24 protein-coding genes are annotated in these 24,467 nt (G+C 59.5%); all 24 read right to left on the reverse strand.

Annotated features, from left to right (window positions below; genetic code table 11):
* Nucleotides 1-10: 10 nt before the first annotated feature.
* Nucleotides 11-760 carry a helix-turn-helix domain-containing protein gene (locus ACOZ35_RS00590; RefSeq protein WP_004594502.1) on the reverse strand — a complete coding sequence of 250 codons (750 nt, stop codon included), beginning with the start codon at nucleotides 758-760 and terminating at the stop codon, nucleotides 11-13.
* A 61-nt stretch (nucleotides 761-821) separates the two neighbouring features.
* Entirely contained in the window at nucleotides 822-1,106 is a 285-nt protein-coding gene (locus tag ACOZ35_RS00595; RefSeq protein ID WP_004594503.1) for a hypothetical protein, read from the reverse strand.
* 37 nt (nucleotides 1,107-1,143) lie between these two features.
* Nucleotides 1,144-1,806: a DUF6735 family protein gene (locus ACOZ35_RS00600; protein WP_210113832.1), complete on the reverse strand. Its 663-nt coding sequence runs from the start codon at nucleotides 1,804-1,806 to the stop codon at nucleotides 1,144-1,146.
* Between the two features lie 68 nt (nucleotides 1,807-1,874).
* Nucleotides 1,875-2,255 carry a hypothetical protein gene (locus ACOZ35_RS00605; RefSeq protein WP_210113833.1) on the reverse strand — a complete coding sequence of 127 codons (381 nt, stop codon included), beginning with the start codon at nucleotides 2,253-2,255 and terminating at the stop codon, nucleotides 1,875-1,877.
* A gap of 107 nt (nucleotides 2,256-2,362) precedes the next feature.
* Nucleotides 2,363-2,551 carry a hypothetical protein gene (locus tag ACOZ35_RS00610; protein ID WP_233340876.1) on the reverse strand — a complete coding sequence of 63 codons (189 nt, stop codon included), beginning with the start codon at nucleotides 2,549-2,551 and terminating at the stop codon, nucleotides 2,363-2,365.
* Nucleotides 2,552-2,693: 142 nt separating this feature from the next.
* Entirely contained in the window at nucleotides 2,694-3,581 is an 888-nt protein-coding gene (locus ACOZ35_RS00615) for a hypothetical protein (protein WP_210113834.1), read from the reverse strand.
* A gap of 100 nt (nucleotides 3,582-3,681) precedes the next feature.
* Complete coding sequence (locus tag ACOZ35_RS00620) at nucleotides 3,682-4,605, reverse strand: transcription initiation factor IIB (protein ID WP_379771283.1); 924 nt, start codon at nucleotides 4,603-4,605, stop codon at nucleotides 3,682-3,684.
* A gap of 292 nt (nucleotides 4,606-4,897) precedes the next feature.
* Nucleotides 4,898-6,175, reverse strand: a complete 1,278-nt coding sequence (locus tag ACOZ35_RS00625) for a hypothetical protein (protein WP_379771281.1) — start codon at nucleotides 6,173-6,175, stop codon at nucleotides 4,898-4,900.
* A 97-nt stretch (nucleotides 6,176-6,272) separates the two neighbouring features.
* Complete coding sequence (locus tag ACOZ35_RS00630) at nucleotides 6,273-8,345, reverse strand: hypothetical protein (RefSeq protein WP_379771279.1); 2,073 nt, start codon at nucleotides 8,343-8,345, stop codon at nucleotides 6,273-6,275.
* A gap of 258 nt (nucleotides 8,346-8,603) precedes the next feature.
* On the reverse strand, nucleotides 8,604-9,470 hold the full coding sequence (locus tag ACOZ35_RS00635; protein WP_379771276.1) for a DNA-binding protein: 867 nt from the start codon (nucleotides 9,468-9,470) through the stop codon (nucleotides 8,604-8,606).
* A 663-nt stretch (nucleotides 9,471-10,133) separates the two neighbouring features.
* Complete coding sequence (locus tag ACOZ35_RS00640; RefSeq protein ID WP_424013252.1) at nucleotides 10,134-10,463, reverse strand: hypothetical protein; 330 nt, start codon at nucleotides 10,461-10,463, stop codon at nucleotides 10,134-10,136.
* A 31-nt stretch (nucleotides 10,464-10,494) separates the two neighbouring features.
* On the reverse strand, nucleotides 10,495-11,007 hold the full coding sequence (locus ACOZ35_RS00645; RefSeq protein WP_058365797.1) for a hypothetical protein: 513 nt from the start codon (nucleotides 11,005-11,007) through the stop codon (nucleotides 10,495-10,497).
* Nucleotides 11,008-11,310, reverse strand: a complete 303-nt coding sequence (locus tag ACOZ35_RS00650; protein WP_058365798.1) for a hypothetical protein — start codon at nucleotides 11,308-11,310, stop codon at nucleotides 11,008-11,010.
* 71 nt (nucleotides 11,311-11,381) lie between these two features.
* Nucleotides 11,382-11,708 carry a DUF7558 family protein gene (locus tag ACOZ35_RS00655; RefSeq protein ID WP_424013253.1) on the reverse strand — a complete coding sequence of 109 codons (327 nt, stop codon included), beginning with the start codon at nucleotides 11,706-11,708 and terminating at the stop codon, nucleotides 11,382-11,384.
* Nucleotides 11,708-11,998, reverse strand: coding sequence for a hypothetical protein (locus tag ACOZ35_RS00660; RefSeq protein WP_424013254.1), 291 nt, complete (start codon nucleotides 11,996-11,998; stop codon nucleotides 11,708-11,710). The genes ACOZ35_RS00655 and ACOZ35_RS00660 overlap by 1 nt, the downstream gene beginning before the upstream one ends.
* A 231-nt stretch (nucleotides 11,999-12,229) precedes the next feature.
* Complete coding sequence (locus ACOZ35_RS00665; protein WP_006184783.1) at nucleotides 12,230-12,574, reverse strand: hypothetical protein; 345 nt, start codon at nucleotides 12,572-12,574, stop codon at nucleotides 12,230-12,232.
* 272 nt (nucleotides 12,575-12,846) lie between these two features.
* Nucleotides 12,847-13,281: a hypothetical protein gene (locus tag ACOZ35_RS00670; RefSeq protein WP_343771684.1), complete on the reverse strand. Its 435-nt coding sequence runs from the start codon at nucleotides 13,279-13,281 to the stop codon at nucleotides 12,847-12,849.
* A gap of 8 nt (nucleotides 13,282-13,289) precedes the next feature.
* Complete coding sequence (locus ACOZ35_RS00675; protein WP_058365597.1) at nucleotides 13,290-13,823, reverse strand: DUF7342 family protein; 534 nt, start codon at nucleotides 13,821-13,823, stop codon at nucleotides 13,290-13,292.
* A gap of 135 nt (nucleotides 13,824-13,958) precedes the next feature.
* Nucleotides 13,959-14,402 (reverse strand): hypothetical protein, encoded by a 444-nt coding sequence (locus ACOZ35_RS00680; protein WP_080508344.1) that lies wholly within the window; start codon nucleotides 14,400-14,402, stop codon nucleotides 13,959-13,961.
* 545 nt (nucleotides 14,403-14,947) lie between these two features.
* Nucleotides 14,948-16,459: a primase-associated protein gene (locus tag ACOZ35_RS00685; RefSeq protein WP_058365595.1), complete on the reverse strand. Its 1,512-nt coding sequence runs from the start codon at nucleotides 16,457-16,459 to the stop codon at nucleotides 14,948-14,950.
* On the reverse strand, nucleotides 16,456-17,340 hold the full coding sequence (locus ACOZ35_RS00690; RefSeq protein WP_058365594.1) for a hypothetical protein: 885 nt from the start codon (nucleotides 17,338-17,340) through the stop codon (nucleotides 16,456-16,458). The genes ACOZ35_RS00685 and ACOZ35_RS00690 overlap by 4 nt, the downstream gene beginning before the upstream one ends.
* Complete coding sequence (locus ACOZ35_RS00695; RefSeq protein WP_058365593.1) at nucleotides 17,337-21,152, reverse strand: ATP-binding protein; 3,816 nt, start codon at nucleotides 21,150-21,152, stop codon at nucleotides 17,337-17,339. Before ACOZ35_RS00695 ends, ACOZ35_RS00690 begins: the two co-directional genes overlap by 4 nt.
* The gene (locus tag ACOZ35_RS00700; RefSeq protein WP_186311049.1) at nucleotides 21,145-23,361 is read right to left on the reverse strand and encodes a VirB4 family type IV secretion system protein; all 2,217 of its coding nucleotides are present in this window, start codon (nucleotides 23,359-23,361) and stop codon (nucleotides 21,145-21,147) included. The genes ACOZ35_RS00695 and ACOZ35_RS00700 overlap by 8 nt, the downstream gene beginning before the upstream one ends.
* Nucleotides 23,345-24,466: a hypothetical protein gene (locus ACOZ35_RS00705; protein WP_144800179.1), complete on the reverse strand. Its 1,122-nt coding sequence runs from the start codon at nucleotides 24,464-24,466 to the stop codon at nucleotides 23,345-23,347. Before ACOZ35_RS00705 ends, ACOZ35_RS00700 begins: the two co-directional genes overlap by 17 nt.
* Nucleotide 24,467 lies beyond the last annotated feature (1 nt).

The following is a 24,467-nucleotide window of genomic DNA, read 5'->3' on the forward strand; positions in this document are numbered from 1 at the left end:
AACCGCGGTGTCAGTGCGATGCCAGCCGTTCTTCCGCTACCCGCTCGCCGGCGACGTGTTGCTTCGCCAAATGTTCTTCCGCCCGACGGAGCCGGTAGGTAAGTGTTGACCGAGGCACGTCGAGATGCTCGGCCAACTCGCCGACATCGACCTCGCGGGGCGACTCGTAGTAGCCGTGTTCGACGGCGGCTTGGAGGGCGGCTTCCTGCGCCGGGGGTAATCCGCTCGGTGTTTCGTCGCTTCCTCCAGCTGCTGTCGTCGTGTCCGCGGTGCGGAGCATCTCCATCTGAGCGCATTCTTCGACGGCAACCTCGAGGGAGTCGAAGAATGCCGCCACGTCGCCGTCGCCCGAGTGGATGAGTCGCCACGTGTAGTGGCGGCCCTCATGACGGGTCTCGAACAGCACGCCGTCCCCGAGATGGTCGCGGGCGATGTGGGGAACCGAGGCGCAGGTGGGGGTTCGCTCCCAGTCGGAGTAGAGGACGAGCGTGTCGTCCGTGCGGTCAAGGACGCGGGTGGTCTGGGTGGCGCCGCAGTCCTCGGTGGCGAGACAGTCGGCGTAGTAGTCGCTGTTTCGAAACGCGTCCTCGATGGCGTCGAGTGCGTCCGGAGTGCCGGTGGCATGGTCGACTCGCCAAAGTTGGTCGGCAGTCGCGTGCAACGAAAGCGAGCGGACACGGGCGTCGGGGTAGTCGGCAAGGGCATCCGCCACCCTATTGCACCCCGGCTCGTATTCGAGGGCGAAGACGAGTTCGCGCATACCCCGTCTACGGCCTCCTCCGACATAACCAATGGCACGGGACTACGTCTACTGGTGAGCATCAGATCACGTCGTTCGGGTCGTGGACCTCCTGCATTCGCTGCGCTTCGGCCGCGTATTGGTCCTGGAGATCGGGGTCATCAACCGTGCCGAGATTGCCGGGCCCCGCATCGACTGCCGCTGTCGTATCTCGAATATCGGTGAAGGACGTGAGTGCCCGCTCTTTCCGATAATACTGTTTGCCGTCGGGTGTCGCGTAGGTGAGGATGATTAGGTTCTGTTCATCATCGGAGTAGGTACGTTCGACGAGCCATACTCGCACCTCGTCATCAGCCCGATCTGACATATCCAGACGTTCGTGGGGACTCAGAAAGGGATTGGCGTTATAATCGGTCGACTGACGCAGTTTTCGACGGTGATTCACCACCAGGGATGCGCAGTTCCTGGCGCTCGCCGACCCACTCGCCGAGCTTCTGTGTGAGGTACTGGCGAGCGGTCGACTGGGTGAACACACCCTTGTCGAGCATATCGCCGACGACGTCTTTGAGGGCCGCGAACTGTCCCTGCAGGTGGCCGTCGCCGACCGGCTCGCCGTCGTACCAGCGCACCGTCGCGAGCGCGCCGTTCCCGACCGTCTCTCCCTGTTCGACTGTCTCCGAGTCGTACTGGAGGCCGAACCATAGTGTCCGGTAGGCGGCTACCTCGAATGTCGTCGACACCACGAAGAACGCCTCGTGGTGGAGATAGTCGAGATGGTCCGCGACGATCTCGTCGAGGGTAAGCCCGGTGGCGCAGGGCTTCGGCTCGACGACCGTCGACGGGCGATCTTCACCGGCGAGGTAGCCATCGACGGCATCTACCTCGAGGCCATCGGCCAGTTCCGCCAGCAGCTGTTTCGCCCACTTCGAGTCGGTGTCGTCGCCACCGAACGGTGTTTCAGCCGATATTCGGTGCTTGAGCTTGAGATTCGCTGCACCCCAATGAGAGTAATGGAGCGTGTACTGTCCGTCAGTTCGTTCGTACGCAACGAGTGCGCGGTGGCCCATTGAACAATCACCTCGGAGGACGACCCACGACTGGATCGCCCCGCACCCCTCCCGGGGGACGAACAACGCTACTCGTCGATCGGGTCGGGGAAACTGAGGTCCGCGTACAGGACCTCACCGTCGCGGATGATGTACCGTTTGGCCAGCACGGGAAAGCGGCACTTGGTAAATCCGGCTGTCTGGATGTCGAATTCTTCGTCCGGTTCGAGATATTCTGCGAGCGACCGGAGGAACTCGTGGGTGACGATGCCACCGTCGTAGTCAGGAAGCCCGTTCTCACGAGCCTCGTACACGTCGAAGCTGTCGTAGCCCCAGATGATCAGTTCGCCGTCGTCGTCCACCTCCCAGTTGAGCGTCCCGAAGCAGTGGTTCTCACAGAGTTCGCGGACTGCCTGTGGATCCGATACGAGCGCGCCGGTCGATGTCGTTGCGGCTTGGAGTGTTGCCATGGGTTGTTCTCGGGAGCGGTCTCGCGCCCCCGCACCCCTTCAAGGGGGCGAACAACCGCTCACGCTGTGACGGCCACAGGATACTGCGTTGCCGACGCGTCGTGCTGTCAGGATTCTTCTTTAGCGTCACCGTCCCTCGTCGTATTCGGTTGGGTGAGAACATCCACCTGCTCGAGGAGCGTCGTCGCGGTGCTAATTCGCTCTCGATCAGCGGGCCCCAATTGGTCGGCGTCGATACTGGAGAGGCTGCTAAGCGCGCGGTGGAGTCGATAGCCTGGGGTGTCTCGTGGGTCCATGTGTGCGCCTCCGCCAATTTACGGCGCGAAAAAACACCGGCGGGCAGTCAGCGGGGCGGTCCGGGAGTGATCTCGAACTAGTCTCCAATTAACCAACAGGACGAATCGATATCGGGATTAGTTGGTTAAACTGTCACCGTCTCTATTGACCGGCTTCGGGTTCGGGCCCATAGCGAGGTGTCCCGCACCGCTGACACTCCCACATGGGCTGCCCGGTCCACTCGTCGTCGGGGATAGCCTCGAATTCGCGAAATCGATGCTTAGTCTCCCGATCACACTCCCGACACTCGAGGTGAGTTCTGTTTGGGCGCTCGCGTCGTGGCTGTTCGGTATCGGTCTTGCCAACGGATTCCTGGAGCGCAATCGCCGGCACCAGCCAGAGGTCGTCGTCTGCGTCCTCACGTAGGCTTGCAAGACGATCTTCGGAGTGAACCCCACTCCCGGTTTCCTCGTAGAGGAACGTCGTGTGCTCGCCGTCGTGACAGGACTGCGTCGTCTCTGTCCACGCCGTCCGCTCACGAGCAGCCGCGAGCAGCTGATTACCACATTCAGACGTGACCCGTGTCGCCGAGGGGAGCGAGGGCCACTGATCGACAAGCTGTGGGGCCGGTTCTTCGTCGAGATCATAGATTAGCTTGCAGTCATCGACTACTGGGTCATCATCTGCCCTCGCGAGGAGGGTGGCCGCAGCAGATCCCTTCGCGACGGCGCCGTAGAACGTCGACGCCTCAACGAGCAGCTGGATGACGTGGAGGAGAGTCCGTTCGGCATTCGACGTGCCCTGCTCGTCGGCTGCTTCGAGATGGTTCGTGAGACAGAACCGGCACTTCGACTGGCCAGCGGGGATCGACGCTCCACAGGAATCGCACTCGGTCGCAGCTGCTGTCGGGTCGTCTGGATAGCCTGCGTCGACGCCACCAGAGCGTTGCCGCCGGAGCTCACCACTACTACTGGCGAGTTGGTCGTCGGGAACGTGGGTCGCTTCGCCGAGCGGTCGGAGGGCTTCGTAGTCGGCGTACTGGTCGGTCATAGAGTGATCTGGCCGTATCATGCTTCGTCTTCGGGTTTAAATAATGGCTCTCACATCAATCAGCCTACAGACATACAACCGAAAATCAGCAGTGTGGGCGTTAGACAGCCAGTTCGTCCAGCGCATCGCGGTGGGTCCGCACGGTGACCACCGAGACGTTCGCAACGTCAGCGACGTCTGACTGGGTGAGCCACATTCCGTCTTCGCGTCCGGCCTTGTACAGACAGGCTGCAGCGAATCCGGATGGCCGAACCCCCGTTGTTGCTCCGGTCGATTCGGATGCTTCCGCCAACTGCCGAGCCCGCTGCCGGATCTGATCGGAGACGTCGAGCTCCGAGGCCAACTGCGGAACGAACGCACTCGGCGTCACGGGCTGGGCTGGCAGGCCGAGTTCCGTATTCAGCGTCGTGTATGCGTTCGTCACCCGCGATTGCTCGACGCGCGCCGACTCGGTGATGTCGTCGAGCGTTCGCGGCCGCCCGTTGCACCGACACGCTCCGTAGACACTCGCGGCGGCCATCGCCTCGATTGAGCGGCCCTGCAGGAGATCCTCGTTCTGAGCGCTGCGGAATAGCTGGCAGGCCTGGTCACGGATCGTCTCGGATAGTTCGAGCGCACTACTGATCCGGCGGACTTCACTAAGCCCGTGTGCGAGGTTGCGTTCAGCTTTCGACTGAAACCGCCCACGGGTCTGTTCACGCCGCATCCGGAACAGTCGGCGTCGCTTCTGCTCGGAGAGGCTGTTCCCGTTCGCATCGGTCCCGCGGCCGATCTCCGTCGACAACCCTCGATCGTGTCGTGCCGCCGTCAACGGAGCGCCCGTGCGCTCCCGTTCGTCGTCGAACGCCCGCCACTCTGGCCCGTGGTCGATCCGCTGCTCGTCGATGACAAGGCCACAGTCCTCGCAGACGGTTTCGACTGTGTTGGTGGTGACCCGGCCGTCGCACTCGGGACATTGGTTAGGGTTCGACTCCGTCTGGACGTCCTCGTCGAAGTCAGTTTCGTAGATGTCTCTGATTGCCATCGTTCTCACCGTGTTCAGGATACTCGCCAGTACAGCGAGCCCCTCACCCATTGAGGGGATAATAGACTCTCACAAGGCCGAAGGATCTACGCCGAGAGTTGAGCTGATTGAATCGCACCGCCTTGTCTCTCTACAATCAATTGCACGTACTATATACGACATTTTTTGGACAGTATAGAACGACTCAGGGTGAATCCGAGATCATCCAAAAAATAGCCATTTAGCCATTCGATTCCTCAGGTGCTGTGACACCCCCCACGTCTACTAGCTCCGAATATCCTAGTTGAGACTGTTACTCGAACCTATTATCACGCGGTTCGAGGTTGTTCAACTCAGTGTAACGGTCACGTTCACCTGGCGGTGTGAATTCGTGGAAAATGAGGCGCCGAAACATCGTGAGCGCTGCCTCGAAATCAGTGAACAGGTCGTCGAACGGGACGTTCACGCGGTCATTATGCACAACAGCGTTCCGTGTTCCGACGTAAAAATACGCGTTATTCCACTCCGTTGACTCATCGAATCCGGTTGAGAATGATGCGAGGTCATCCACCGGGACACCGAGCTCGTCTGCTAGATTCGCAATCACCGCATCAGTGTCACCCTCAACATCTTCGTCGAAGGCAGCGTACCGCCGGGCGAGCGTTTCGATAGCAGACGCGATTGATGCGGTCTTCGCATTTACTGTCCGTTCCTGGAGTAACGCATCGAAGTACCACGACAGGCACTCACGGTACTTGTACTCTTCTACGCGGCCTACGAACCGGTCATATCCGTGGTCGAGGAACACGAACGGATCGTTCGCCCGTACAATATTCCGCCCAGTGAATGCCGAGCCCATGTCAGCCCGCCACGTTGAGAACCATTTCTCGAATTGCCATGCTGGTTCCTCGCCGTCGATAGCTGTAATAGTTGCTCGGATTGGGGCTGGCATGGTACCTTGCGTGAATCCGAGTAACCACGCAATCGGTTCGATTGTACAGGCCGCGTGATTGACTTGGTGTACTGGCGAACCGTTGACTTCCTGCGTGATCGTCAACGTCCCAGTGCGGAGCTGTCGATGCCATTCTTTAATTTTCCCGATCCGGTCTTCAGTATCCGGGAGTTCAGCTCCGTATACTTCGAACCTATCACGTTCGAGTAGCGGAGTGTCGTTACTACGCGGCAAATATGCACTCGGCGGATCGAAATTTAGCATATCGAACCGGATTGTCACGGAACTTCCAACGATCGCTTCGTCGTCCGGTGCGGTCGTCGTCGTAACAGTCCCGGCTCGGAATCCTATCTCATCATCCTGCTCGTGGTGCTGGTCGGGGATATTTGGTGTGATGAACCCATCCGTGATTTCGATTCGGCCACCGGTCTGTTGGTCGGTTCCGGTTGCATCATGCATTTCCAAGTCTGTCCCGTCTGCTCGGTGCTGTAGGAACAACTCCATCCCACGCTCTCCCCCGGCTGTGTCCGTGACTGCACCGGTTATACGCCCGTCTTCCGTGAGGACAACGCGCACCGTGTCGAAATAGTCGTGCTCGGCGATGTCAATCGTTCGCTCGTCGATTGCGTCGGTGAACATCCAACGTATCTACCGGATCTGAGGCCTGTATCGCTGTAAATATACGCGTCACCACTCTTGGAAGAACGTACCTGTCTTCGGACTCATACTGGCAGTGTTACCCGTTCTGTGGTTCGGTAAAGAACCCGACGTTAATCCCGTCGAACGCCCCCCACGGCTCTCGTTCTCCGAACTGAATTTTCACACCGATCCACGACGAAGCCTCACTCGAATCTAATTCCGGATCGCGGAGTTCGGTAACACCGTCAATCCCGTCGGATTCGATTGCTTCGATTGCTTCATCCACGGTAAACGTGGAGGGGGCTGGTGCGAACTCCCACGTTTCACCGTCATCACCTCGCCGTTGTTCGACTCCGTCCACATCAAGTTCGAGGCGTGCTCCGGAGAGCAGTAACCGTTCTTCTTGCTCCGGGTCTCGGTTAGCGTTTCCTCTGATGTTTTGTAACGGTGCTGCCCAGTTTCTCACGACAACTTGCATGTGCCCGGTTTCTTCACCGATACCGTGTAATTCGGCTAAGAATTCCTCGGCTGTGTTCCTGTCCAAATTCACGTCTTGGTACTCTTCGTAGAGGTGGTAATGCTCGTCTGTGTACAACGGGGGGAATGGGATACGAGTCTGCGTGGCTTTTTCGATTCTATGAATGTATTCGATGAACTCTCGGTCAGTCGGTTCAGGGACTTGGATCCCTTCGAACGGCGTGTCGACTGTTCCGGTTTCCACGTTGTCCGGCCCCGGTGGATCAACTTCGATTTCTGTGAACCCGTCAGATTCGCGGATTTCGAGTAAGTCAAGGTACTGCCCGACGCTCAGAAGTTCCGGTTCAACGCTGAAGTGGAAGTGACCGGTCCCGAGCTCACGGAATACGCGGTCGATTGTTTCCAATTCCCCGGTGACACGGATCGGGTGATCCTCGGTTGGTTCTGCAGCGAGAGCGAAATCGAATTTTACGGTGCCACTGGAGTGGGAAACTGAGCACACGAGTTCGACGGTCGCTCCGTCTTCTAATTCGAACTCTCGGATCGTGTCTGGGACCGCGTCGCTCGGAATAATGACGGTACTGTCCGGGTTCTGGATTAAGTAGTACTCGTCGTCGTTTGATCGTTGCTCGTCCGGATGCTTGTAAAACTCGGGTGGTGTTCCTTCACCAGTGCTGCTAGTTGTTGATTCGTACACGTGCTGGTAGAGTCGGTGGACACGATCGGCAATATCGAGTGACCAGCGTTCTAGAAATGATGCTGGGACGGTGAGGATGTACGGGTCACCGCCTTCATCGCCGGTGGTTTTGCAGAGAAATGAGATGTACGGGTCGTCAACGGAGACGTTTACTGGCGCAATCGCCGAATCATTCTCTCCGGGATCTTCCCTCTCACCGTCAGCGTCCCCGTCATGTTCTGAATTACTCGTTGGATCCGTGTCGACCGTACTGGCACTACCACACTCGGCATTGCCCTCATTATTTCCATCGTCACTGCCAGTGGCAGACCTCAGACTGGCTGTGTCGAACGTGGACGTGTCGCTGCCGTGCTCGGGCTGCATTGCGAAGACGGACGTGTCATTCACCATGACGCGGTTCCCGTGCTTCACAGCGTTATACGCTTCCCGGACGTTCAAATAGTACGTCGCTATCGCTTGAAGTTCAGATTCGATGAACGCTTCTGAATTCTGAATTAACGTGTTAAGGGTTTCATCGTCTAGAGTCTCCACATTCTTGGACTCTGCGTGGAGTGTCACGTCACCGGACTGGATCGGTTCATACCCGAACACCTCATCGATGAATGCAGCTGTATCTCCGTGGCCTTCCCCAGCGAGGTATGCGTCAAGTTCCCCGGCCCGGCAATTTTCGAAGAACGGTTCTAAATTCCCGGCGCTGGTTCGAATCAAGAGTTCTATGAAGTTCTCGTCGGATTTGATTTCTGAGTACATATACGTCCCGAACTCTTCGACGTACTGTACGGTCGCGCGGAATAGGTCAACCGTCGCATACGTGATTGCTTCGGCTTTTTTCTCATCCGGGATATTGTCCAGTCCGGCGTCGATTGAACCAGCGAGTTTCACGATGTGGTGATACGCGATTTCCGGGTTGTGGCGGTCACGAATTGCTTCTTCCGGTGACTGCCACTCACCGTCACTTCCGAACTCTGTCCGGTTGAAGTACCCTCTATCTGTCATTACTATGTTGATACGGGTTAACCTACAAAGACCTACGCCCGACCGCACCACTGTGTCTACTGCACGTGCAGTAGATAACACTGCCATTCACTCCAAATTCGACTGAAAGACAATCGACGGGGGATTGGCGATGAACCATCCATTTATGATCAAGGTCGTGGCTGCGCGCGCAGCGAAGCGAGCACGGAGCGGAGGGTGGGGCGGTGGGGTCCGGGTCGGTCCGGCACACACCAAAAAAAAGAACGGCGCTACGCTCGCCTACTCTTCCCACCAGCGGCCGCGCTCTGGGAATTCAATCCGACTCCAGCCCGTGATGGCGAGACTGCACCGTCCCTGGTACCAGTTTTTCTTGACCGCTCTGAACCTGACTGTCTGCCCTTCTCGAACCACCGTCTTCTTGCTCTTCTCCCAGATCGTGAATTTCGTACGCCCGGTTTCGTCTTCGATGAGTCCGACTTGGGCGATTGCTGGGGAACTGGGATCCCAGAGTTCGCTCACTGTGCCTTCGACCGTCACCTCACCGACCGGGACGTCCGGCACGTCCGCGATGGGCACGATCGCCCCCGGCGCCGCCTTCAGTTCTTCGAGGGTTTCCAGCACCGCCTTCGTCACGTCCTGGCCGCGCTGCACCTTCTCGGCCAGCTGCTTCGCGACGACTGCTCTCGACCAGCCGCCCTGCACTTCGTCGCTGATCCGCATCGCCTGCTTGTTCACCGCCGCGAGTTCCTCTTGCGTCAGCTTCTCTCGGGGATCCGTGCGCTCCGCCGGCGCCGGCTCGTCACGGCCACACTGCTCGCTGACGACCTCCCGCGTGCGCTGCTCGCGACCGTCCTGCTGACTGAGTTCCGCCTGGGCACTGATGTGCTCCAGCTCGGCCTCCCGGGCCTCGATGCGCTCCTCCTGTTCGAGAGTCTTCCCGAACATGTGATCCGGGCCTTCCTCGACCCGCGCATCTGGGTGGTTGGAATCGACTTTCGCCTGCACTTCCATGTCGACCGTCGCCCGGAACTCCGGGGTCTCGTCGACGACTTCGAATCCGTCCTCGTCGACCTCGGCTTCATCGTGTTTCTCGAAAGCCTGTTCATCGACCGAAACTACTTCACTGGAGACGTTCTTACTTGACATTGGAACTCACTGGTTCCTGAAGGCGCTCACGCGCCCGACACCGCGATGCTCCAACATCGCGGATTCCTCGAGACAACGACCGACAGAACCATCTGCGCGCTCTCGCTCGCGCCTTCGCGAGCGCCCTGTGGGCGCGAGCGAGAGCGCGCCCGAGGCGGACGACCATCCAGCACCGCGCGCCGACCCGCCCGGAGCGAGCGGCCAGCGGGATATGCCCGCTCGTGTCCGGCCCGATGTGCGGGTTCGTGTCCAGAGCGACTGTCGCCGAGAACGCGCGCCGCGGTGTGGCGCGCGACAGCGCAGGCGGCACCAAGCGCTGGAACGCGAAAGCCCGCAAGGGGCGCAACCGACGGGGATACCCGCTGGCGCCGAGGGCACATGCATTTTAGCCCGGAACGGGCGCGGGCGGTGCGGAGAGCGCCCGCACGCCCGGAATGGTCGGTCGCGAGCGACGCGGAGGGCGGCAGCGGCGAGCGGGGCGGGCCGTCACGTACACACCTGTCCAGCTGGCCGCGACACTCGGCGATCCAGCTACCGTCCTGGCGGACTCAGAAAGGGCGAGGCCGTCTCGGTCGTCCCCCGACCCCGCAAGCACCACAGGCACGAGGAGCGCAGCGGTGGTCGCGGGATGCCGAGCGGCCGAGGGCTTTCAGAAACTGTATTTCAATCGTCGTGCTGCGCGTTCAATTCTGTAAGGAACTGGCCGGCTGCTGTCCCGATACGAACACCGTCGACGTTACGCATCTCGAGGTCATGCGTGGCAGTCCGAAAGGGGTAGTGGTCGACGAGGATGCGATGGATAACGGTTCGGACGGGGTCGGTGCCGTACCTGTCGACGACAGTAGCCATCATCTCGTCGAGATGCGCGTCCCGGTGCTCCGTCCGGGGATGCTGTGCGCGTTCGAGTACGAGTTCGAATACATCGTCAACTGATGCGTGCTCGGGATTCTTCGTTCGTTCACGAACGTCGTAGAGAGCGTCGTTATCGGGCATTCCAAATCACTTCGAAGGATCCTCCACGGTGTTAGGGCTCTTCGAGCAACGAGCGAGCTCGCTGCACGTAACTGTTCGCGCCCCAGCTACGGGCGTCACTGATCGCATCGAGGAGCAGCCGCGCGTCGGCAGCTGATAGGTGTTCAGTTCGAACGAGCACCGAGAGTAGTGTCGGTGTCGTGACGAGCCGGGTATCAGCGAGTGAGGCGTGGATCAAGCCAAGTTGGTTGAACTCGTCACAGAGGAAGAGCGCAGCATCGAGATTATTCGCGAGCGTCACCGCCGCGTTCTCACCGTCATCGAGCGGGAACTCGGCATCGAGGTCGACCGACTGTGTCGTGAATGCATCCACCTGGTCAAGGACGGCGGACGCGGCGTGTCCATGGACGTCATCGTAGGAGGCGATCTCTCGGAGTTCATCGATGACCGCCGTTGGGACGACGACCTCGTACCGGGAGAGACAAAGTGCGAGTGGATCGGGATCGTCGTCAGTAACGATTCCGAGACTCACGAGGGCGGAGGCGTCTGCGATAAGCCGCGACATCTAAGCGTCGGCGACCTCGTCGATGAAGTCCTCGTCCAACTGCTGTTTCAACACTCGGAGATTTGCCGCCTCCTCGGCGCCGACGAGCGCTTTGAGTTGCTCGAAGGTGATCTCATCGTCGTAATAGGCGGCAGCGATCTCCTGGGTGAGTGCGTCGTCGTGAGCGGCGTCTTGGAGGTACTCCCGAAGCGCGGTCACGAGGATGTCTGTTCGGTCTTCCCCGAGGACTGCGGCCAGTGCGTCGGCCCGGTCGATGAGCCGATCGGGGGCCCGAAACTGCACGCGCTTCTTATCGGTGCTCATAATGTGTACATTGTGAGCCAACGCACTTAGCCGTTTTCGTGTGTACGATGTGAGCCTCACTCGGCCAAGCGTCACCCATCCATGAGATGCTCCTCGAGGTCACGCGTCCAGTACGTCGCGAGCCCACCAGGGCTACAGCGAGCACACAGTTGGAGCGGCCCCTCGAGATGGCCGAGTTCGACACGGAACCGGATAAGTGCCGCGAGGGCGTCGACGACCAGTCCGCACCCGTCGCAGGCGTGGTGGTCGCGCTCGTCGGGATCCGACCGCGTCTGGGTGGCGCAGTTGACACAGATTGGGTGCGTCACCCGTTCGTCTTTCCCCCACGTATGCGCCTCGCCCATCTCTGCACCGGGCGGTGAATCGCAGAACGCACACCCAGAAAGCGTCTGTTGCATCAGTTGTCCTCCGCGTCGACGTCGGTGGCGGCCTGCCAGCCACGATGGAACACGGCGAGCTGGGTGATCGACTCGAAGGGCTTGCCACTGGGCTCGTGGACGAGCACGCGCTGGTCAGGGATCGGCGTCACCACATCGTCCTCGACGAGTTCGCCAACGAGACGACGGGCAGTCGTCTCATCGATGTCCGCCGTCGCGACCCGGGACGCATCCCGGTCCTGTGCAACGAGTTCGGTTTCGAGCCGGTCGTAGTCGCCTGTCGTGTCGTCGAGGATATCAGGTCCAGTCATGGAAGCTCTCACTGGACGCGCTTCGAGCGCGCCTCGCCCCTTTGCGGGCGCGAACGACGATCACGTGCGGCCAGCTCGCCCGGCCGTTTGCGCCCTGCTCTTGCCGGGCACGTACGCCGAACCCGTTCCTCTCCTGCTGCTGATGGGCTAGCTCTCCACCGTCGATGGCACACTGCGTATTTCGGCGGATTGCAAGAGTCGATAGCGGGGAGGCTCTCTTCTTTCGGACTGTTAGAGTGCGATCACGAGGCCGGTCACGAGTATTACGAGTCCGAGTGCCAGCCACGTCGTTCGCGCTGCGAGACGCCGCCAGCACCGCTGCCCCAGCTGGCGGAGTTGATCACGGAGGGCTGCCCGCCGTTCTGTTTCGAGGACCGCGACTTCGTCGTAGTAATCGCGGCGATCTGCGGGAAGCGTCCGGAGTGTCGTCTGGCACTCGCTGCAGGTGTATTCGAACTCTGCCCGGACGTGCTGGCGGCGGAACTCTTGCTCGCCGCCCTCGTCGTAGCCTGTGATCTCGTACACGAGGAGTTTTGAGACGAAGCGACGGTTCCCACACTCCGGACATTGGTCCATCCTGAGCGTTGGTGTTCCATCCTCGCTGCTCGTATCGTCTGGCCAGGATCTCTGTGGCTCTGTGTCCTCGGTCTCTCGGGGTGGGCTCGTGTGGTTTGCTGACGGCGATGCACTCGCTGTCTCGGAGTTACTAAACGTAGACATGGATTCACCTGTGACTGCACTCAGCTGACTCCAGGCTGGACACCACGACGACTCTCCTGGTGGTGCCCATCGCGCTGAGCGCCGTCACCCTTGGTCGGCGCGATAAACGCCACTGCGGGGGCAGTCGCTTATTCGTTCCACAGTACTGCGATCCGGTCTTCAATCTCGTCGAGGACGAGTCGCAGGACATCACGATGATCGGTCGGCCAGGAGTCATCGTCACCGGGCGTCGGGGCGGTGGGCGGGGGATGGAAGTGGTCGCGCGTATTGTGGGGGTTCGGATGCCGATCCCATCGGCATTCCCAGGTGTGCTCCGAATGAGTCTCTCGATAGTGGATCTTGAAGTCGTCGTTCGTGTACCAGCGAATAGTCAGGGTTGCTTCGTCAACGGGCGCTGGGTAGTACGATGATGCAAAGACGACCTGAAGCTCGAGATGGCCACTTGCATCCGTGATGGCCGCTCGGGAGACTTGTCCGGTGGCTTGGAGCCGTGTCTGAAGGAACTCGAGGATGGGGCGATCGATGGGGGCGGGGCTCCCGCCATCGCCTGTCGGTGGCACCATCGAGCGGGTTACCCGGATGCCTGTTCGCGCTCGCCACCCGTGCGTTGCTGGCGTGCGCGTTCGTAGCGGTCACGCTCCTCGCGGGCGGTCGCCCAGTCGGCGAGGTCGCTGTACACGTCGTCGATGGTCCGCTCGTCGCTGGCCTCCGCGGCGTCGACGGCGTCGACTGCGGCCGGTGACGCGGCGTCGTACGTCGCTTCATACTCGGTGATGCGCGTCGTCAGCTCACGAACGCGATCCTGCAGGTCCTCGACGGAGTGGTCGGCTGCGAGCTGGTTGATGCGTCGCCACTCAAAATACGCGTCATTCCGTTCGTAGGTGGCCGGATGGCCATCGTGCCGGGTGACGATTCCCAAATCGTCGAACCAGCCGAGGTATTTCCGGGCGGTCTTGGGGTCACAGTCAGCGCTGTCGGCGATCGCGCTCGCCGTCGTCGGCTCGCGGGTCTGCAGGATAGTACCGTAGATGCGTTGTTCGACGTCATCGCTGCTGAACGCGTCCTCGAAGGGGGGCGGCCCATCGGTGGCGTCTGTTTCGGACATACTCGGAATTGCAGGGCGAAGGATATAGTTCTTACTTCAGGGAATAGTTTCCTGACCTGGGTGGGCTGGGATCCACAGGTTGACAACGCCTTAACCAACATCGGGTAACCGCTTGTCCAAGTGTTGGTTAAAACATCACTCCTGAAGTCGGAGCTCTCGAGCTGGTTTCACACAGAAGCTGTCTTGACCACCGTCAACGCCATTCTGACCTACCTCACCGCCCAGTGACGACTGGTGTGTGAGCCGGCTGACCAGCTCGTCACGAACCGTTTCACGACTGACAGTCGTTTCGTGCCGGCCGAGCCGCTCGTCGAAATACCGCTTCTGGAACCGTTGGCCGACGTCATCTATGGCGATGTACTGTGTCCGCTTCTCTCCCGCAACGCTCGTCGACACGAACTCGGCTCCGACGTCTTCGTGAGTGAGTTCGACGAGCGCGCACTCGACGAGTGAGACGATGGCAGTCGGACTTCTGTTGTGCGGGATCGTCAGTTCGAGATCTGTCCACGGTTCGTCGCTCGGTTGCTCAGTTTGCTCGCCGTGAAGTCGTGATCGCTGTTGCTCGTGTTCTGAAGACATGGTTGTTGAGTGGGCGCTTACGACAGCCCCTCGCCCCTCTCGGGGGCGACAAACTCCACCGCGAATCGCATCACTATTCATTGAGTGAATTCTGATATATCGGCTATAGACGATCGTCGTTTGATGGCCCTTCGGCCCGAGAGAGCCAGCGGCATTTGCACCGTTGTACCCTAGCCTTCCTTTGGACAAATCTGGAGGTACAGAATGGGATGAAACGAGTTTAGATTTAGCAAGAGGGCCGTCGGGCAGTTCTCAGCCGTTATTGATGTCCTCGACGAGTTCTAAGATACGATGATTGGTGGAATTGTGCTCGACGGGGTGGTGAGGACCTTGAATTCGAGAGAATCGGATTCACATTGTGATTGAGACTTGGCATAACTGACTGACGGCAAGTGATGGGCTACGTGATGTTGCTTCTAGTGACCCACCCGTTCTTGTCCAAATTGGTCGATACAAGGCCTGAAAAGTGGATGACGAGATTTTAATATCTGTCACACTTCCGTCTTCTGAATAATGGTGTGGTTCCTGATAATTGACTGTCTGCGTTAGAACTCGTTTCCCTTACCCTCGGTTTCACTTAGTCGATCGTACATCTCATCCGGGAAGGGGAGACTTCCCCAGATCGAGTATGGACACTCATCCTGTCCGATGCAGTACCGCTGCATATCGTCGTTGTCGCAGTTCATCGGAAGCGGGGTGTCGCCTCCAATCGTGTTCGAGAACTCGTAGTGAATCTGGTAGTCGGTGACCTGGTCGTCGTACCACGGCCACCGCGAGAAGACGTCCTTGAGATCTGTGACAATGGTCTCGAGGTCGCTGTCCTGATACTGTGGCAGCCACATCACCATTCGGGCGAAGTTGTACAGGTCCTTTCGGACTGGTTTCTTCTCGTGGAGGCGTTCGGCCATATTCGCCATGCAGGGGAGTTCAAACAGGTCCTCGATTGATTCGACGGTGAGGGGCTGGACGCCACGCGTAGATTCCTGAATCCGATAGCGGTTCGTATTTTCGTGCTGCCGAATGGTCAGGCTCCGGTGGTCGCGCTGGGATGCGAGAAGATTCCCGAGACTCCGTGGACTCGAGATGCGATTACACACGTCTCGCTTCCAGTCTGCTTCCGGATCGCACGCCTCCACAGCTTCAAACAGCTCCTTCGCTGAGTAAAAATTCCCCAGCGTAGTGACTTCGTCTGGAGCGTCTCGAATCGCATCCCGAAGCACACGGATGGTCCGTTCACCGGGGTTCCAGTCTCGCCAGATTCGTTCGTGGTGTCCCGTCTCGATGAAGCGGTCGATGCGCTCTGTGATGGCCGACTCATTCGTCGTTAGCCACGTCAGCTGGTCTTCGGAGAGGTTCTCCTCCTGAACTCGCAGGAGCTTCTTGAACGCGCGTCTGGCATACTCGCGATACTTCGTATCGAAATCGCCGACCGGCACGTAGAGACGGTTGTCCTTAACGTGAGTGAGCAGTTCTCCGGCCTCTCCTGTCTCGGTGTCGGCGTGGACGAGGCAATCTCTCGATGCCGCAGCCATTGGGATTTCGAGATACAACCCCTCACCGAACTCCGGCATCTCCTTGATCCCTGTACAAACGCGGCCGGGGTGCGGACCGTCCTCTCCGGGATCTTTCTCGTACAGTACCTCTGCGATATCCTGTTGGAGAGTCCCATCACCGAATTCTCGAAGGAGGGAAGCGAGATTGTTGACGTACAACTCCCGAATATTGTAGAGGACTTGCACCTTTCGCGGCGGAGCGTGTTCGAACTTCGGGTGTGCCTTGACGCAGATCGCGCTCAACGTCGCGAGGACGGCGAGTGTTCCCGGTTCGTCGACGAACGGTTCCTCCGCCGCGTTTGTCCTGATGTCTTCTTTGAACGCCGCCGTCCCGAACCGTTCGAGGTCGTTCAACAGGTCTTCTGGTTGGTCTTCACCGTCGACGATGTATCGATTGTAGCCCCGCGTGAACAGTTGGTTGATGCGGGTCTTGCCGTATTCGAGCGGGAGCGTCGCAACGCGATAGGCGGCACGCTCGTCCTCGACAGGCGTCGACTGACTCATGACTGGATGACCTCCGGTGTTGCAGACCGAACGTCGAAGCTCGGGCTCTCTATCGGCGTGACGATACTGCAGACGTCAGCGTGCAACGAGTAGGGGAGCCGAGCGACTCGACGACGGTCGGCGGTAACCACTGGGTCGATGGGAATATCATAGGTGTCTTGCAGAAGGTCGTTCAGCACCTCTCGACTTTTGGCGTCATATCGATGAGCAGGGTCGGTATCGAGGAGATAGACGTGAACGCCCTGGCCGCTATACACCACCATCGTCTCCTCGGCGTTGAAGTCGTCCTCGAAAATATCTCGCACCTCGAAACCGTACTCAATGGCCCGTTCGATATCCGCGAAAGAATACGGGTAGCCTACTGGGTCCGCTTCGAGAACTTCCACAGCATCGAGCAGCTCCTCGCTGTCCCCCGAAACATCTCCGTTGGATACCGTTCGAGTTGCTCGCTCTCGGGCTATCGTTTTCGCGTCGATATCGACGAGGAGCACCCACGGCCGTTCCCAATGATCGAGGGCGTAGTACACTGCATCGTGATGTGGATCTGGTTTGTCAAGCAGGTCGGGATCGGCGAGCGCGAAGTCACTCCGTCCGAGCGGGTCATTCCGTGCTGGGTGGCGGATGAACTCGAGGACATCGTCGAAGTCGTGGAACGCTGCTGAGGTCCGCTCTCCGGAGGTGTTCGTCTGCCAGGTGTCTCGTCGGATGAAGTCCTTGTCTGGGACTCCGTCTTTCCGTACCGGGTGGGGTTCTCGAAACGCGAGCGCGTACTGCTTTGGTCCCTTCGCGGTGATGAACGACGGGAATTCGTCGATGTACGAGGGGAACTCCTCCGTGTAGTACCTGTAAATCTCCTCGCGCGTAGCTTGGCGCCAACTCATGGATTGAACTCCTCATCGAGCTTGTTGAAGCTCCGAATCGTCGTCATCCCTTCTGCGTCAAACGATTCAATGGCTTCTCGAATATCCGAGAACCGACGGGCTGCACGCCCACTCACACTATTTTCTATCCGGTCGGCCTCTGCGAGTCGATCCAACACCTCAACGGCTGTCTCGCGTCTGTTGAACGCCCAGACAGCGTTTGCGTCCACCTCACTCTGCTTGTCGTAATCGTCGACAGGCGCGTGTTTGTTGTTGCTCGGGAATTCCGCTTCACCGACCCACACGAGTTCTCCGTCAGCGTCGAAGGCGGCGACGTCGAATACGGTCTCCTCATCGTACTCGTAATAGGATTCAACCTGCTCGACATCGTCGCGCGCTTCCAACCATAGTTCGAGCAGCTTCACACCGACCTTGTGCGGCGTTTTCTCGCCGATATCTCCCTGCCCAGGGCCGACCTTAAGCTTCTGGCCAAGCAGTTCACGCCCTGCCGGGAGGACGGTGTAGTACTTCCGACTGCAGGCTCGTCCTTCTTCCAGCAGATCCTGGTCGATGAGCCGCTGCACGTCCAGGTCATCAAAGTCGTCCTTGAACCTACTCATTGAATCCATGAATCCATGATTCGGTGCGTCCCTGTTCATCACGTCGAGGACGCGAGTCAAGAATCGGATGTCGTCGTGAGTGAGTCCGCGCCGTCGGAGTTCGTCATCGGAGACGGTCACGCCACCTGCCTGTACTGGCGAAGGTCCGTTTTCGTCGACGGCGTTCGTCTCCTCTTCTGTGGCCGACTCTTCTGACTCTACGGATCCCAGATTCCCAAACAGGGAATCAATGGTGTCCGCGTCTTTCTCCTTCTCTTCGTCGGCTACTGAACCACTGGTTGCCTGTCCGATGAACGACGACTCCGTCGAGTCTCCAGAGCTAGTCGATTCTGCAGATGCAGACTGTCCAGCGTTCGGTCTACTCCCCCATCCCTCATCGTCGGCTGTCTCCGATTCGCTTGGGGCCTCAGCAAGTCCGTACTGGGTCTGTGTACGCTCTGACAGCCGTGGAAGAGCTACGGACTCGAAGTGGTCCTCCTGCTCGACAGAGAGCGCCTCGTCGCTTTCTGGATGGCCCGCTGCTATCGGGAGCGGCTTCACCGAGAATGGAGCAGGCCCTGTCTTCCCAAATGAGGGGCTCGGGAGTTGAGCAATCCACTCTCCACTGGGGAGCGTATTAACCCGATTTCGAAGGTCAGTCGGACTCAGGTCTTCGTGGGCCAACGACTCGGCGAGGTCGCGCTCGATAGAGATGTTCCCAATGAGCTTCGTCTTGATGTTGTTGAGGAGCTCGTCGTAGGCGCGCTCGTTTCGATTTCGAACCTGGCCGGGGAACTGCATCACAAGTCCCATGCTCAGGCCGAATGACCGTCCCTGTGGAAGCAGTTGTTCGGAGACGAGTTTTGTCGAGGCCACGGGGGCGGCCTCCTCGATGATGAGATTGGTGAGGTTCTCGTAGTCTGTCTTTCCATCACGCCGGCGCACCTGGACGGCGTCCCAGAGGTTACTCAACAGGAGGAGTGTGATTGCCCGTTGTGCCTCGGGACGCAGATCGCCCAAGTCGAACAGAACCGTGGCGTCTTCGTCGAGGAACTCGCGGAAGTCGAAGCGATTGTCGACGTACTCGCCAGCGTCGTTCTGCTCGGGAACGTGACTGAAGATCCGTCGCAGGTGCGCGTCTTCTCTGAGTTTGTCCAGACGATTTCCGACGGCGTCCATCGACACCTGGAACCGGTGGTCGTCCTTCGCGAAGTGCCGCGTGAGTGACTCCTCGACGTTCCTGTTGTCCGCCGAAATCGGTGGGACAGTTCGCTCTCGTTGCATCCGGAGAGCTGCCGCGAAAAGGTCGTCCAGACCGAAGACGTCGCTCCCGTACTCCTCGTCGAAGAGTGCCTTGATGAGGTAGCTGAGGATCTCGTTCGCGACAAATGCCTGGCCGTACTGCTCGCGGCCCATAATCATCCGCAGGATGTCGTGGAAGTGGTCGACCTTGTCCTGAATCGCGTCCTCGCGGGGACGACCGGCTTCAAGTGCGGGACGAATGTCGAAGAAGGAGAACGCTGGGACAGTCTCTGGGACGCGGAACTGGTAGACGTCGTCCAATCCGTTGAAACGTTCGTAGTGGCAGCGAAGGTAGTTCGCACACATCCCATCGCCTTTCGGATCGACGATCACGACAGGTCCGCCGGTCGTCTCGCGGAGCGAGAGCGCGTCGTTGATGATCGCTTTCGATTTCCCGCCGCCAGTCGATGCGAACCGGCCGTAGTGCGTCGTCAGCAAATCCGGCGGAACCCGGATCGGGTCCGGTCGCGGCTCGCCATTCTCGTCGAGCGCGTAGCCGATAGCCATGCCCTCTTGGAACTGCTGAACCAAATCTGGATTGGGCCACGGAAGCGGGTTCCGGCTCTGCTGCTCAGCTCGAGTTCCTCGCGTCCCCTCAACGGTGAGTTGCTCGGAGGATGGCACGAGCACGAAGTTTGCGAGTTCCGTCCCACTGAGGACGAAATCCGGTCGGGTCTTCCCTCGGCCGGTCGTAATCTCTCGATCTAGCAACTGTCGGAGGGCTGTCTGGGCGTTCTTCTCTTTCGTCTTTTCACGAAAACCGTCTGCCCGGAGTCGTTTTCCTTCGACTTCGTAATAGGGCCCGTCCACTGGGTCGAACACAGGGCGAAGTGAGTCCATCTGGGCCGCGAGTTCGTCGCGAGCCTCATCCCCTGTCGGAACGCCGACTGCTCGGATGTTAGCAGTGAACGACCGCTTGGGATTCTTCGCGTCGATATACTCAATGCGTTTTTCGACTGACTCGCTGAGCTGCTTCTCGTCGTGATCGCTCCGCTGGTCTTCAACCTCGAGGAAGGACCCAACGACTTCCTGGAAGAAGGTGTCCCGCCCGTCGACGAGATCCTCTTTTCGGACCTCAGCGTCGGACTGCCAGCTCGCCCGTCGCTGGAACACAACCTGAAACGCCACAGGTGAAGCCGCCTCCATCAAGTGGTCGACGAGTGACGCGAGCGTCGCGCCGGGCTGGTCGACAGCCACTAAGGCGTCGTCGCCATCGCCAGAGGCGAAGGGCGTCAATGACGTCATCCAGTCGTTCTTCCGGGTGGTCGAACCGGACCAGCGCACGCCAACTGGCGAGATTGCGTCGATGGTTGGCCGAGCGAGTATCGTTCCCTCGTCCGTCTCGGTTGGCTTTTCGAGCGTCGTCAGTGGCTGCTCGTCCGGTATTTCGCTCGGTGGTGCCAGCTCAAGGGCGGTATCACCAACCTCAACGAAGTGACCAGCAGATGACTCGACCGCTGCGCCGCCATCTGCAAAGGGGGATGCTTCGGCCGCTGGTGTCTGGTCTTGGCTACGGTCTTCATCGACAAGCTCATGCTGTTCGTCAGGACCAAACTCGTACTGTAGTTGCCCCGCCTCGTAGTGTTCGAGGAACTCTGCTCGTGTGAATTCGACTGGCTGGATGAGCCGAGAGGCGACGTCGACGTCGACGCGTTCGATATCGAATGTCTCGGGATAGATCGAACGGAGCCGTTTTTCGAGTGTGTCGAGATGCCCGTCGGCGCCGTAAAAGAACTCGACAGGGTCGTCTGCTCCCTCACTCAGTGCGAGAAACTCGAATCGGAGCGGTGTGTCACTGTGGAGTGGGTTCAGCTTCTGTGCGAGTCCCGTTGACTCCGTGGTCGTCAGTTTATGTAGGCTTTCGAGGACTCGAGGAATTCCCTCGGGATCCAGGCCTTCGGATGTGGGCGTGACTCGGAGATACTCACGCATCGTCCTCTCCCTCCATCGACCCGCCGTCAGGTTTGGCAGAAACGGTTTCCGACTCTTTCGACTGTCCGTTCGTCACCTGCTCTTCCAGCTTCTCTCGGAACTCCTGGACGTCCGTATCAACTGCGTCTTCACCAGCTCCAGGGAGTGAGGATCGCCGTTGCTCGGTCGGGTCGAAGTCGATGACTTGCTTCTCCTTGGGCATTGCCTCGACCTTGATGCCGCGCCACTCGCCGTCGACGCCGACGAGCGCCTCAGAGAACCCAGCGTCCTCGTTGCCGGGGACCGCGTCCTGCACGTAGCGCATCTGGGCGTAGTTCAACCCGAACTCGTCGGCCCACTGGTCGTCCATTCCATCCAGGCGGTGGAACTGCTTGACGGCACACTGGTCAAGAATGGCTTCGGACTCGGCGTGCTCGAAGAACTCGTCGACGGTCTGGGTAACGAGACGAATCGAGAGATCGTGGTGACGGTGATGTCGGAATACCGTCTCGAGGAACGCTAGACTCGCAGCGTCCTGCATGATGTACCGCGCCTCGTCGATGACGAACACGACCTCCTTGTCCGTCTCTTTCGCCCGCTCGTAGACGAGCGAGATGAGCAACTGCATCGTCAGTGCCGTGCTGCTGTCGACGCTGCCCTCCTGTTGTGCGAGATCGAGGTAGATGACTTTCTCGTCGCGAATGTCGAACTCTGAGGACTTCCCGAGATTAGCGTGGCGACCCTCCTCCTCGAAGGGACGAAGCTGGTCCAGAAGCCACGTCGCGTCCTCGCGAATCTTCCCGGCCTCCTCGTCGGAACGAACGACGAACTCCTCGGGGTCGTCGACCATGTCTTCGAAGACGTCCATCATATCCCGGATAGTCGGGCTGGGGTTGCTGTGCGTCGAGATATCGTCGGTGATGTCGTTGCGCTTGTAGGCACGCTTGAGACCGAGTTCGAGCGTCGTCCGACGATCCCCGAGCGAGATGCCCCGCAGTGCGAAGAAGTTCGTCAGGAAGCTCATCGCGTCGTCGAGCTTCTCGTTGAACGGGCTCGCATCCTCACCCATCGCCCGCTGGACGTGGTCGGGTGTCTGACGGATCTCCAAAGGATTCAGACCGAGCGTCCCACCGACGGTGATGCGTTTCGCACCGAGCGCTTCGGCGACCCCCGCCCAGTTGTTGAGCGGTTCGAGGATGATGCCGATTCGGTCCTTACTCTGCTCGATAGAGCGGATGAAGTTCTGCTTCGAACTGAACGACTTCCCAGACCCAGTATCGCCGACGGTGAACATCGCATACCCGTTGTCACGGGCGAACGGGTCGATGACGACCGGGCTCTGGTTGTCCTTGTGAATCCCGAACTCGACGCCGCCCTCCTCGAGAATCGTCGCGTTGTGCGGCGAGGACAGCAACGCGCCGACGGCACCCCCAAGGGCGATCGACTCGCGACCGAATTCGTTGTCGCCAATGGGTGCGGCGGACTGGAGGGCAAGGTCTTGCCGACAAATAGCGGTCTTCGGCGTGAGGTTCGCTGGGTCGTCGCGGAGGGCGCTCTTGACCTTCTGGACTGAGTCCCTGAGGTCCTCCTTGTCGTCGGCGCGAACCGTGACGAACATCCCCTGGTCGAAGACGTTCGCTCCGCTCTCGACGGCCTTGTAGGTCGCAGCGGCCTCGTTTGCTCGCTCTTGGAGGTACGCACTGCGGACACTCTGTTCAAGATCGGCGTCGACCTGGAGGTCGTCAGCGATGTCCTGTAGTTCGTTCCGCGCTCGCTGCTGGTTCTTCGGGGTGATGTGCGCTGTGAGGTCGAACTCGACGTCGGTCAACTCGAAGAGATCGCTCAGATACCCGTCGTTCGGGTAATCGGCGTAGTCCGCGATGTACAGCGTCGTCGTCCACTGCTCGCCGACGCGTGCGGATCGTGTCTCCCACTCGATGGCTGCTGGCGCAGTCACCGTTTTGTGGGACTCAGAGATGTCGTCGAGGAGCTGGCCTTCCGCGTGACCCTCTTCGAGCGTCTCCTCGTCGAGGACGTCCGAGAAATCGACTTCGGGTTCGTCGTCGGCGGTGTGCCAGTCCCAGAGGAGTTTCCCGACGACGCCGAGGACTACAACCAACAGAAGGTAAATCGCCGCACCCTCGGGTGACGTTGGGTTCCGTAGCCACTCTGTGAGTTGGGTGAAGGTCCCGCCACCCGCCTGCAGGACAACGTTACGCATTGGTCTCATCCTCCCGGCGCGAGTGGCCGATGATCGGTTGCTCGCGAACAACACGCTCTGCCTCGTCGTAGTCGTGCTCGCGACCGTTCCAGAAGTCCATATTCAGAACGAACAGTTCGACCGTACTGAGCCGGCGAGCAGACCACCCGGACGCCTGCTGGATGAACTCGGCGCGAACGTCGTTGACGCGGCTGTCCAGCTTCTCGAACATCTGGGCGCGGCGCTCGACATCTGTGAGGTCCTCACGACGAGTCACGAATGGGTTGAACAGGAACCCAATGACGGGGAACTGCGTCAGTTTCTCGGCGGGTGTCCCTTCGTCTCGGTATCTATCGTAGACTTCGAGCGGCGTGACCTCGACGCCGATGTAGTAGCGCACCTGTTGGATGCCCCGGTCACGCATCTCTTTGGGACGCGTCTCGCGGTACTCCTCGAGGAGTTCCCGGAAGATCGGGTTCTGTTTGACGTCCTCGTCGTTGAGCCGCTCCTCGATTGTCTCGGTGATTTGCTCTACCGGAAATGATCGGGTTGTGGCGTGGAGTTTGAGCTTCGAATCAAGTTCCTTGTTGGCGAACTCTTCGCCCGCCTCCTGGAGCTGAGCCCAGTCGTCGGACATCGCGAAGTCCATGTTCCCCGGGTCAATCTCGATGAACGCTTCCATCGTGCCGTCCGCTCGTTGAATCGCTCCAGCACCAGGCCATGCTCGTTTGACGTTCGTGAGGTCCTGCGTTCGCTCGTCCGGTTTGAACGGCGTGTAGTTCGCGAGACCGCCTTCATTCCGCTCTGTCTCGTTCGTGGTACTGTCGGGCTCCTCTGGGGCACTGAACGTAACTCGCGGTCGCTTGGCGTATCGATAGACGTCCTTCGTCCACGTCCACGCGTTCAGGTGGTCAGGAGAGACGTAGATGACGGCAACGCCAAACCCGAATCCTCCTGCTACGAACGGGAGGGCGAGTGACTCGATACCAGTGAGGCCAGCGATGAACAGGCCCATGATCGGGAAGGCGATGAGCACACCGACGTCCCCCTCCTCGATGTTGAGGTAGGGGATGCGACTCTCTTCGCCGAACTGGTCCATGATGCGCCGTGCGGCTGCGTCTTGATCCATCGACATT

The sequence above is a fragment of the Halorubrum xinjiangense genome (genome assembly GCF_049604745.1).
GTDB lineage: Archaea > Halobacteriota > Halobacteria > Halobacteriales > Haloferacaceae > Halorubrum > Halorubrum xinjiangense_A.